Source organism: uncultured Bacteroides sp., from assembly GCF_947632445.1.
Classification (GTDB): Bacteria; Bacteroidota; Bacteroidia; order Bacteroidales; family Bacteroidaceae; genus Bacteroides.
In genome coordinates this window covers 1-10,886 of the sequence record NZ_CANRPM010000076.1, presented here as the reverse complement: position 1 = coordinate 10,886, position 10,886 = coordinate 1, and the positions used below count along the sequence as shown (strand labels likewise).

General features: G+C 41.4%; 11 protein-coding genes. All 11 read left to right on the top strand.

Annotated features, from left to right (window positions below; all coding sequences use genetic code 11):
* Positions 1 to 550: 550 nt before the first annotated feature.
* The 11 genes from Q0Z70_RS11720 (at position 551) to Q0Z70_RS11670 (ending at position 10,785) form a co-directional block, all read left to right on the top strand.
* On the top strand, positions 551 to 1,810 hold the full coding sequence (locus tag Q0Z70_RS11720) for a relaxase (RefSeq protein WP_298074748.1): 1,260 nt from the start codon (positions 551 to 553) through the stop codon (positions 1,808 to 1,810).
* 26 nt (positions 1,811 to 1,836) lie between these two features.
* Positions 1,837 to 2,373 carry a hypothetical protein gene (locus tag Q0Z70_RS11715; RefSeq protein ID WP_298074744.1) on the top strand — a complete coding sequence of 179 codons (537 nt, stop codon included), beginning with the start codon at positions 1,837 to 1,839 and terminating at the stop codon, positions 2,371 to 2,373.
* Positions 2,374 to 2,494: 121 nt separating this feature from the next.
* Positions 2,495 to 3,691, top strand: a complete 1,197-nt coding sequence (locus tag Q0Z70_RS11710; protein WP_298074746.1) for a site-specific integrase — start codon at positions 2,495 to 2,497, stop codon at positions 3,689 to 3,691.
* 276 nt (positions 3,692 to 3,967) lie between these two features.
* Positions 3,968 to 4,690, top strand: coding sequence for a zinc-ribbon domain-containing protein (locus tag Q0Z70_RS11705; protein ID WP_298074741.1), 723 nt, complete (start codon positions 3,968 to 3,970; stop codon positions 4,688 to 4,690).
* Positions 4,691 to 4,693: 3 nt separating this feature from the next.
* Positions 4,694 to 6,064, top strand: a complete 1,371-nt coding sequence (locus Q0Z70_RS11700; RefSeq protein WP_298074739.1) for an FHA domain-containing serine/threonine-protein kinase — start codon at positions 4,694 to 4,696, stop codon at positions 6,062 to 6,064.
* Between the two features lie 2 nt (positions 6,065 to 6,066).
* The gene (locus Q0Z70_RS11695) at positions 6,067 to 6,981 is read left to right on the top strand and encodes a DUF3829 domain-containing protein (RefSeq protein ID WP_298074737.1); all 915 of its coding nucleotides are present in this window, start codon (positions 6,067 to 6,069) and stop codon (positions 6,979 to 6,981) included.
* Between the two features lie 11 nt (positions 6,982 to 6,992).
* Complete coding sequence (locus tag Q0Z70_RS11690) at positions 6,993 to 7,328, top strand: hypothetical protein (protein ID WP_298074735.1); 336 nt, start codon at positions 6,993 to 6,995, stop codon at positions 7,326 to 7,328.
* Positions 7,329 to 7,333: 5 nt separating this feature from the next.
* Complete coding sequence (locus tag Q0Z70_RS11685; RefSeq protein WP_298074733.1) at positions 7,334 to 7,729, top strand: MotA/TolQ/ExbB proton channel family protein; 396 nt, start codon at positions 7,334 to 7,336, stop codon at positions 7,727 to 7,729.
* 22 nt (positions 7,730 to 7,751) lie between these two features.
* Positions 7,752 to 9,269: an FHA domain-containing protein gene (locus Q0Z70_RS11680; protein ID WP_298074731.1), complete on the top strand. Its 1,518-nt coding sequence runs from the start codon at positions 7,752 to 7,754 to the stop codon at positions 9,267 to 9,269.
* Positions 9,270 to 9,288: 19 nt separating this feature from the next.
* Positions 9,289 to 10,146 carry a hypothetical protein gene (locus Q0Z70_RS11675; protein WP_298074729.1) on the top strand — a complete coding sequence of 286 codons (858 nt, stop codon included), beginning with the start codon at positions 9,289 to 9,291 and terminating at the stop codon, positions 10,144 to 10,146.
* Positions 10,147 to 10,149: 3 nt separating this feature from the next.
* On the top strand, positions 10,150 to 10,785 hold the full coding sequence (locus Q0Z70_RS11670) for a protein phosphatase 2C domain-containing protein (RefSeq protein WP_298074727.1): 636 nt from the start codon (positions 10,150 to 10,152) through the stop codon (positions 10,783 to 10,785).
* The last annotated feature ends 101 nt before the right edge of the window (positions 10,786 to 10,886 follow it).

Below are 10,886 nucleotides of genomic sequence, written 5' to 3'. Positions count from 1 at the left end.
ATTACCACGACCCTCTCGCAACAGTCCGGCGGACTGTTGTCCCGGCCGCTCGCAGGCTCGCAGCTTCCTTTTTTAGATACCGTTTCACGATTATTTCAAGAACATTTTTATGGCACACAAAGAAGATACTTCAAAACAGCAGTCTGACCAAAAGAAGCCTGTTATACGGCGTGACAAGGTGGTGGTCACCAAGGTCACGGAACAGGAACTTTTCCAAATCAGAACTACCGCAGAACTATGCGGCATGACACGCAGCGACTTCATCCGTGCAAGGGCACTCAACTACAGGCCCAGACAGCGGCTTTCCGGTACGGAGGTGGACGGTCTGAGGCAGCTTGCAGCCTGCAGGACGGACATGGTGAACTTCGCCAATGCCCTGCACGGGCTGAACGATGATGAGAAGATACGCCTTTTCCGCCATCAGCCGACCATGCTCGAATGGTACGAGAAAGTGGCTCATATCACGAACCGTGTCACCGACTTCCTGCAGTCCGCGCAGAAAGTGAACAGTTATCCGGCAGGGACAACAAACGAAGAAGGAGGATGCCGTATGATAGCCAAGGCAAAGGCTGTAGCCCACGGCATCCGGGCGATACTGTACGTGTCGGGTGAATCGAGGAACAAGAAGCATCCCGAAAAGATAACGCGCATCTGCGACAACTTCATGCCTCAGGGCATGGACGCAACAGGCATCTGGACGGAAATGAAGTTCGTCACCATGAACCGACCGGACATCAAAAACAATGTCATACGCTTGGAGATAAGCCCGGTGATGGAACATACCGAAGATTTTACGGTCGAGGACTGGCGGAATCTGTGGCACGACTTCGCGGCGGCTTTTGACAATCAGGAGATAACCGATGATGACGGCAAGGTCATTTCCGTGCCGACCAACATATCGGGCAGCAAGTCCACCGTGTGGCTGCACCGGGAGTCTGACAGCGGCATACCTCATCTTCATGCCGTTGTCTGCCGGATAGACGGGAACAGGAACATCAACAACGACCACGCCATACACATCCGCGCACAACGGGCGGCGGAAATGATTGCCCGGCAAAGAGGTTGGATTACGGCCATGCACATACATGAAAGCCGTATTCCGCAAGTCAGTGAGGAGTGTATGGAGGCTTTATGCGAACTGTACGAATGGTCTTGGGAGGGTTATACGGAAAGGCTTGCCGCCAGAGGTTACACGCTCTATCCACGCAAGGACAATAAAGGCGTGATACGCGGCTATGTGCTTCAAAAGGGCAGTTCAAGGTTCAAGGCTTCGGAACTTGGAAAGGGGCGCAACCTGACGGCTTCCCGTATCAAACAAACATGGGAAAAACTGCATCAGGACAAGGCGCAACAAGTCCGCACTACAGCCAAACAGCCTGTCGTATCAACGCTGAAGCCGTCCGTTTCAAATGGTATAAAGCAAAAACCACAGCCTGTTATACGGCAGAGCAATCCTATATACGATGACTACACGACCTATAAGCCGAACAGTTTGCCCACGGTGTTTGAGCATGACGGAAAGACCTACAAGCGTTATCTCCCGGACAAGGTGTTTGACTTTTTCAATGATGAGTTCGACTATCGGGAATTGGTGAACTGGCAAGCCCTACAAAACCTTGCTATGGCTTACTTCACTTTGATAGCATCACCCTACGAGGTAACATCGGGCGGAGGTGGCGGCGGCTCGCAGTCTGACTTAAAATGGGGACGCGACCCGAAGGAGGACGAGATTGAGTTCATGCGTCGTTGTGCGCGCGAGGCCTCGCACAGGCTCGGCAGACATCCCAAAGGCGGAATAAAACGCAAATGACAAAGACCCAATAAACATAAACAACAATGAAACAACCCGATACGGCGGCTCTCCGTGAGCGGCTTGCCAATTATACACCCGAAGATGAGTTGGAACAGGACAAACGGGAACTTGACGGACTGCTTCAGGAAGTCAGCTGCCAGATTGCCGAGTTACGCACCTTGCTTAAGGAAATCAACTCCCTCAAAGAGGAATTGAACGGCATACACGGAAGTTTGAGGCATACCCTCCAAAGGGAGCGGACGGCTTTCAAAGCCCTGCTTGCGACCAAGGACAGCGCGGACAACATCGTGAATGGCATCTGCAACGCCATTGTCAAGGCGGAACGGCATACCGTCATCCAAGCCACAGTCGGCACGGATGAACTGGCAAAAGTACACCAATGCACAGCCGAACACATTAAGGCCGAAGAAGGACTGTTGGAGAAACACAGCATCAAAATGGCCAAACACCTCCATGACAATGAAGGTATCTGGCTGTCCAACCGATGGTTCACGATTTTGCTTATCGTGCAACTTCTCTGTTACCTTGTAGTGGCACTGTGGGCGTTGCTGAAAGGATGATACGCATTGTTTCCACGATGATTCCGACATTTTGGCAATACTCCATCTGCCAACGCCTTGTCGTCTGCGCATTTTGTAGGACATTAAATTAAATAAATAGGAACCATAACATCAATGTATGATAACAACAGTAAGAGTAAAATTTCGCCCGTCAACGGTCAAAGACCATCCGGGCAGCATCGTCTATCTTGTCACTCACCGCCGAACCGTAAGGCAAATATCGACCGGGTACAAGATTTTCTCGGAAGAGTGGGATGACAAGCATTCGAAAGTCATTCCCTTATATAATGAGCGCACAGCCATCATACGACAGGCTACACAAAAACTGGCATGGGATATAAAACGGCTGAATGCCATAATTGTGGATCTGACCAATAACGGTAATGGCTTCACGGCAGACGATGTGGTAAGAAAATTTCAGGAAACGGCAAACGGGCACACGCTCTTCGGATTCATGAATGAAGTAATCAGCCAACTGAAACGGTTGGGAAAGGTGCGGACGGCAGAGACATACACGAGCACGCTCCACAGTTTTATGGGTTTCCGGAACGATGAAGATGTCATGTTGGATGAAATCAATTCCGACCTGATGATGGAGTACGAAGCATTTCTGAAATCCAACGGTGTCACAATGAATACCGTATCATTCTATATGCGCATACTCCGTGCGGTCTATAACCGTGCCGTGGAAAAAGAACTGACGGTACAAGACTTCCCATTCAAGCATGTCTATACGGGGATAGACAAGACCGTTAAACGCGCCGTTCCTTTGAAAGCCATCAGGCGTATCAAGGAACTGGACTTGTCTTTGAAGCCCAACCTGGATTTTGCAAGGGATATGTTCCTGTTCTCATTCTACACGCGAGGCATGTCATTCATAGATATGGCTTATCTTGACAAGAGCAATCTGCGGAATGGCGTTCTTTCCTATCGCCGCCGGAAAACCGGTCAACAGATGTTCATCAAATGGGAGAAGTGCATGCAGGATATTCTTGACAAATACCCGGTGAACGAAACGGGGTACTTGTTGCCAATTATCCGGATGCCGGGCAGGGAACGGATGCAGTACCGTAACATGCAGCGTTTCGTCAACAACAAGCTGAAAGAGATTTCTACAATGGCGGGTATTCAGATAAATCTTACCATGTATGTGAGCAGGCACTCATGGGCGAGCATAGCCAAAAGTCAGAACATCCCCCTGTCCGTCATCAGCGAGGGCATGGGGCATGATTCGGAGAACACCACTCAGATTTATCTCGCCTCTCTGGACAGTTCCGCGATAGACAAGGCGAATGAAACGATATTGAAAAAACTGTGACGGGAATGTTAAGCAAAATGCGTTATCTCTTCCCAAGAGAGGGATTTACAAGCACAAAGATATACAAAAGAATGCAAAACAATGAATTCTTCAACGATAAAAATGTCTTCGTAGGGCAAAAATATGAAAATGTTAAGCAAAAATGCTTCTTAAAGAAGAAAAATCCCTGATTTATAACCTATTCCAAATCCTATCCCTCTCTTGGGAAGAGAGGGATTTACAAGTAAAATAACTTATTCGTTCATGGCTTTGCATTAATACAAAAAAACAAAAAATATGAGATGTAAAAATTGTGGCTGGGAAAATCCAGCAGGCAAATCAAAATGTGAGAAATGTAATGCACCTCTTAGTGGTTCTATGATTGATCACGAGAGCCATAGCAATTATGGAAGGGAAGGCATAAGAGAAGAGCATGACTCTCTTCGTTCGACGGTTCGTGAGAGTAACGTCTTTAATAGCGTAAATGGCTCTCAAGGAGGAAATAAGGTCTGTGAGAATTGTGGATATGAGTTAGCAAAAGGCATGAAAGTTTGTCCAGCTTGCGGAACTTCGACAGATGGGGCAAAGAATGAACACCATCAATCTCAGAAAAGTAAATCCAATTATTGCCCCAAATGCGGAGCAGAACTTATCCCCAATGCGCGTTTCTGTCCGCAATGCGGTCAAACTTTAAGAATGGGGACAGTAGGTGCATGGGACAATCCTCAGCATGACGAGTTTTGTACATTAAGACCAATAGCATGGACAAAAGAAGAAGTGCAATACAATCCCATCACCTACTCTGGTCAAGTAATTGTTCTGAATCGAGAAAATACTGATCCCAATAATCAAACAATCACTTCAAAGGAACAAGCAATATTGACCCATGAAAATGGAGCGTGGTACATTGAAGACCATAGCGAGAGAAAATCCACAATGATTCGTGTGAGTAAAAAGACCAAGTTGGAATCAGGTGATATTATAGCATTAGGTAACCGTTTGTTTGAATTTAAAGGGTAAACCATGTCTGTACAGTGTAATCGTTGCGTATTTCATCCTGGCGATATTATTAACAAACAATATACCGTCATTAAAATGCTCGGAGCAGGAAGTTTCGGGTGTGTATATCGTGTAAAAGATAGAAGTGGGCAGGATTATGCTCTTAAATTGCTAAAACTCTGGGAGATTGTTGGTGATGACAGACAACAACTCTTGCAAAGATTTGATATGGAATATGAAACAGGTAAAATAAAAAGTAATTACCTCGTTCATTCATATGACAAAGGTTCTGTTGAAGGTAATCCATTCATTATTATGGAATTTTGTCCCAACGGCGATTTGATGGAAGCGGCAGAGGAAGGAGATGTGGATTTTCTAAAAACCGCAAAAGAAATCCTGTATGGACTTAAGGATTTACACCTTCAAGGAAAAGTACATCGAGATTTAAAACCAGAGAATGTTCTGTTACGTCATGATGGGACAGCTGTCCTTACAGACTTTGGTATTTCTGGTGACCAAAACAATCGCTTAACTCAGCGCGGAATCTTTGGAGTTCCTCAACAGATTTTTGGGACTTTTGCATATATGCCACCTGAGCAGATTAATCCCAAAAGAGGCAATGCAACCGTCTTACCTACTACAGATATCTACTCTTTCGGGGTAATGATGTATCAATTATTGACTTATGAATTACCCTTTGGTCGGTTAGAGACTGAGTCTGATCTTCCTCAATATACAGAAAGAGCTAAACGTGGAAAGTGGAATAGAGAGTTGCTTGAACATTCTGCTAATGGATACATGTGGCTTCAATTAATCGAAGGTTGTTTAGTTCCAGATTTTAAGAAACGTCTGCAGAGTGTTGATGAGGTATTAACTCTATTGCCTCATTTAGGAGGAACTTACCGTCCTGTTAACTCTGATTCCTTTAAACAAAGGAATACTATTAAGAATGGCATACTGTTAAGAGTGATGCAAGGGGAAGAATATAATAAAGAGTACCGCCTGGATACATTGTTGCATGGAAATAGTAGGATTTTAACTATCGGTCGAGATACCGAAGAAGTTTATAATTCAATTCCAATTAAGGAATCACTAAGTTCCTATGTATCAAGATGCCATTGTACTTTGGAGTTAGACTACGAAAGAGGAACATGGATTATTCGTGATGGTCAATGGCGTGTAGATTGCCCTATAGGATTACGTTTAAGAGACATGTTCCCCTGTAAAACATGTACAGCCTGCTGTAATAATGCTTATAACAGAAAACCTAACTGGAAATTGTCTATGAATGGCACTTATGTAAACTCGGCAGAAGTTGATCGTTCTGGAATTCCATTGAAATTAGGGGATATTATTTCTATCGGAGATGTAAAACTTAGAGTTGAAGGATATTGATAATGGCCCGCAAAGAAATAAACATATTTGGAACGTCCTTTTTAGATTTGTTGTCAGGCGCATTAGCAGCTGTGATAATCTTGTTCATTGTTGTCCCCAAAGGGGTACAAGAGGATCCAGAATTAGTTAAACAAGTACAAGAATTGAAGACTGTTACAAATGATGTGAAAGAAGCTATTGAGAAAATCAAAAGCTCAGTTCCTAAAGAAGTGTTTGAAAAAATCCGGGAGGAAATAGAAGTTGCTAATAAGAAATTGGCAGAACTTAATACCAAAATAGAGAAGCTGGAGGAGGATATAAAGAAAATTTCTTCAGAAAACACGACTCTAAAAGAAAAAGTCAAGAAACAGCAAGAAGAAATAGAAAAACTTAAACAGCAGATAACAGAACTAACAGAAGCGTTAAAAGCCGAGAAAGAAAAAAATGAAAAGGCAAATAGTACAACAGACACTGTAGAGAAGACGCTGGGTGTCTTTGCAAAATTTGGTGTACTTTGCAAATGGAATGAAACAGACACTGACGTAGATATGGGCGTTCAGAAATTTGGTCAACCGCAAGAGCAGTGTTGGCGCAACTATCCATCAAAGAAATGGGGCATTCTTGGTGAAGACGTCAGAGAAAGAGTAGATGAAGAAACAAAAGAACGTTTTGAACTGTTTTATGTACCTCAAATCTATCCTGATGAGTATACAGTGTGGGTTAATGTATATGAAAACTCCACCTCAAGCAATGCTAATGTTACATGTATTTTTGTATTCCATCCAGGAAAGGGTGACGAAATTAAAAAGGAAATTGGGCCAATTGCTGTTTCTAAGGGAAATAACAAATTGGTTGCTTCTTTCAGACTTTCAAACTCAGGATTTGAGTTTATTGGTATAAGAGAACCCATTTGGGGAACTGGCAGAGTAGTAAAATAAAAAGTATAGTAATGAATAAAAGGATTTATAGAATTATGTTGAGTCTTATCATAGCATTAATTATTATGCTGCTATTGGTAAGTATAACGCCAACCAAGAATGCCCCACGTATTCTTGTTATGCTGGGTGGGACAATGCCAGAAGGTATTATTCAAGAAGTTACTTATTTCTTCTGTATTTTCGGAATAATGGATGTTCTACATTTATTAGGAAAAATCTCTGATGAGAAAAAGGCTCTTTCTCAGCATCTGCTTCCAGAAAAAGAAAATTGGGTGTTGAATGCCGAAGATGCAAATAAAATTAAACTCAATGTACAACAGATAGAACACAAAAAAAATATCTGTTAACAGATTTGATTATAAAGGCTTGCACCAAGTACCGTTTAAGTAAGTCAAGTGCTGAGGTTATTAGTCTTGTTGATGCTCAGATCCGAATATATAGTGAAAAATATGAGAGTGAGCAGGCTTTTATCAGTTATGCAGCTTGGGCTGTACCTTCCGTTGGCTTTATTGGCACTGTTTTGGGAATTGCAGCATCTCTTGGATACGCTAATGAGGCTAGTACACCCGAGGGACTTGAAAAAGTAACGAGTATGTTAGCCGTGGCATTTGACACAACATTAGTAGCCTTAGTCCTGAGTATTGTGTTAATGTGGGGAATTCATTATTTGAGAAAGCAACAAGATGCTCTGTTCGCTAATTTGAATTCGTATATAATTGAAAATCTGATAAACAGGTTTTATAAATAGTGATAATTAAAAGTTAAGAAATATGGCACAAGAAACACAGCGTTATAAACGCACACTTAACGGTTCAATAGGAGCCGGTATGAAATCCGTTATGGGTTCATCCAAGAAGTATTACATCTTGGAACATAAAGTTTCGTCCAAGTATCATCAGGCGGGAGAATTTCAGGAGATTATAGTAGATCAAATTGAAATTGGTCGGTCTTCTAAATGCCAAATCCGATATGATGAGAGTTTTTCTACTGTTAGTCGTAGGCACGCTGCGATAGTTAAGGATGGAGAAAATTGGAAGTTTGTCCAATTGTCTTCTACCAATTCCACGTTCCTTAATGAACATAAGGTAAAGGATGAATGGTATTTGCAAAACGGTGACGAAATCCAGCTGTCAGTCAATGACCCCAAATTGGGATTTATTATTCCAACTGGTAAAAGAGCAACGGTCGGTTCTATTGGATTGACTCGCCGAATGAGTCTGTTCCGCCAACAGGCTTTAAGACCCTACAAAACTGCTATTGCAACTTTAGCATGTTTGATCGTGCTTCTTTCATGTGGAGGTGGGTATAAGTTGTATGATTTACATCAACAGAATGCACATCTTGCAGAAGTTACTGAAAAACAATCACAAGAAATAATAGCGGTTAATGCAAGAAATGCAGAGCTAGCCAAAGAAATTACGGAAAAAGGAGAAACCATCAACGAAATGGGAAAACAGATTGATGAACTCAAGAAGAGAAAGCCTCAAATTATTAAAGAGGTAATCAACAAAAATGTTTCAGGAAATGTGGATAATGCAGCAATTAACAAATGCCTTCCGTATATCTTTTATATTCAAACATTAGGTTTTGAGATAACATTCCCTGATGGCAAAAAAACGACAATAGAATGTGGTAGAGGTGAGAATAAACTTCCGGGTTGGTCTGGAACTGGATTCTTGCTTTCCGATGGTAGATTTGTTACAGCTAGACATGTTTCTGAGGGATGGTATTTTTTTGTTAGTGGCGGCAATGTTAACAAGACATTATTGAATCTTAATGCCATAGCGAATAATGGTGGTAAGGTCGTCGCTCATTTTATTGCGATATCTTCTTCTGGAACCAAAATGACTTTTACAAGTGATCAATTCCAGTGTAATCGTTCTCATGATAGAGAAAATCATGCAGAAGATGGCACGAAGGTTGTTATGGCATCACTTGATAATACAGATTATGCCTATTTTAATGCGAAAGGGGCAGGCTTATCCTTTAACTTCTCAAAGAGTAACAGCCTTGAACGGGGAACTATATTGACAGTTTTAGGTTTTCCTTTGGGTTTAGGTGCAAACTCTCCAACTGACATAAATCCAATTTACGGAAGTGGTATTGTAGCTGCAAATGGGTTACAAAATGGGGTCATACTTACCACTGACACGAATTATGAACAAGGCAACTCTGGAGGTCCTGTTTTTTATACGAATGAAAAAGGAGAATTAGAGGTAGTTGGTATAGTATCAGCAGGCGCAGGAAGAAATACTGGATTTATAGTTCCAATATCAGCAATTAGATGATTATAAAATAAGTTGAAAGATGAAAAAATTCTCTATATTAGTTATGACGTTTTGGGCATTGGTAGCTAATGCTCAAATTGACAATCTTTATTCTTTTAATACGTCAAATCAACAGATCGTACAGTCGGCTGTTGAAAAAGGTTTTGTAAGTGTTTCTAGTTCTTATCGGTTGCAAGACTTGAAGACTCAAAAGCTATACGGAAGAAATGGAAGTGATGCTTTTGGTGTAGTAACATCATGGGGAATAAAAATTGAAGGTGGTTTTGTTCTACTTGATCAAGCGATTCGTCCATGGGAACATGATTCCAATTACTATAAATATAGAGGCAAATATAATACTGTGCCATATCAATTATCATTTACAGATGGTGATACTAAAAAGGTGATTGATAGTATTGATGCAAAACCATGTAATGCCAAAAACATACTATATTCCATTAAAGATACCCTTGTGTCAAAAGGAGAAAGATTCAAGGTCGATTCGTCTGATGGTGAAAAGAATGGATGGATTGTCTGGTTGACAGAAGAAAAAGATTCTTCATTAACTTACCTTGTGTTTAAGAAGAAAATTGAGTTTAAGTTAAATGAAGAAATTTGTGAAGTAGAGCAACCTAATACTGCAAAAAAAATCCTTGCGGGTATATATGTTGTGCCTTCATATAATGTGATAGGTTCTGTTTCATTTATACTTTGTGGCATACTTGTAGAACAAAATGAGAAATGGAATATGGTTAGAGTTTTACTTAATTCAACTGTTTCCCAAATTCCAAATGAAGAAAAAACGGAAATAACAGGCGAACAAGAAAATGAAGATACAGATTTAACTCCGATAGTATCTACCGAGAAGAAAACAAAAAAGAACAAACAAAAAGAATAAGAAATGAAAAGTAATATAATCTTTAGGATGGTTGCCTACACAGACGCGGCAGGAAAATTTTCTATTGATGCACCGAGGAATGGCAACGAAGATAATTTTTTCTTTGCTTATGATTTAAGTAAAGATGCCCCATTCAAGGGCGAGCCAGATGTTGACACGCCGATGTCCGAGTGTGGTTTATTGATGGTTGTTGCAGATGGTATGGGAGGAATGAATGCTGGTGAAGTAGCATCTCAGATAGCAGTCGATACTGTCGCAGAATTTTTTGCTCCAGGAAAGATAAACCCAGAATTGGCAAAAGATCATCAGAAACGCAAGAACTATATGGAGCATGTCATTAGCGAGGCCGATGTTAGAATTAAAAAGGACTCCAAACATGATATTGAACATAAAGGAATGGGCAGTACCATTATCATGGCATGGATTGTTGGTGATGAACTCACTTTAAGTTGGTGTGGAGATAGTCGTGCTTATCGCTATAATCCAGAAGGTGGTATAGAGCCTTTATCAAAAGACCATTCATATGTTCAGGAATTAGCAAATAAAGGTGTCATCAAATATGAAGACACGTTTGATCACCCGCAAGGGAATATTGTTACGAGAAGTCTTGGTGATGTCTCACAAAAAAGCTGTTCCTGAGACAGAATTGTTCAAAGTTTATAATAGGGACATTCAGTAAATAGTATAAAATTAGCCAACTAATTCATACACAAAATATTGCGAATTAGTTGGCTTTTTTG

What these genes read in the sequence shown, in the direction of transcription:
- Q0Z70_RS11690 (WP_298074735.1), top strand. Translation starts at nt 6,993, where the DNA reads ATGAATAAAAGGATTTATAGAATTATGTTGAGTCTTATCATAGCATTA.
- Q0Z70_RS11675 (WP_298074729.1), top strand. Translation starts at nt 9,289, where the DNA reads ATGAAAAAATTCTCTATATTAGTTATGACGTTTTGGGCATTGGTAGCT.
- Q0Z70_RS11715 (WP_298074744.1), top strand. Translation starts at nt 1,837, where the DNA reads ATGAAACAACCCGATACGGCGGCTCTCCGTGAGCGGCTTGCCAATTAT.
- Q0Z70_RS11720 (WP_298074748.1), top strand. Translation starts at nt 551, where the DNA reads ATGATAGCCAAGGCAAAGGCTGTAGCCCACGGCATCCGGGCGATACTG.
- Q0Z70_RS11695 (WP_298074737.1), top strand. Translation starts at nt 6,067, where the DNA reads ATGGCCCGCAAAGAAATAAACATATTTGGAACGTCCTTTTTAGATTTG.
- Q0Z70_RS11700 (WP_298074739.1), top strand. Translation starts at nt 4,694, where the DNA reads ATGTCTGTACAGTGTAATCGTTGCGTATTTCATCCTGGCGATATTATT.
- Q0Z70_RS11705 (WP_298074741.1), top strand. Translation starts at nt 3,968, where the DNA reads ATGAGATGTAAAAATTGTGGCTGGGAAAATCCAGCAGGCAAATCAAAA.
- Q0Z70_RS11680 (WP_298074731.1), top strand. Translation starts at nt 7,752, where the DNA reads ATGGCACAAGAAACACAGCGTTATAAACGCACACTTAACGGTTCAATA.
- Q0Z70_RS11670 (WP_298074727.1), top strand. Translation starts at nt 10,150, where the DNA reads ATGAAAAGTAATATAATCTTTAGGATGGTTGCCTACACAGACGCGGCA.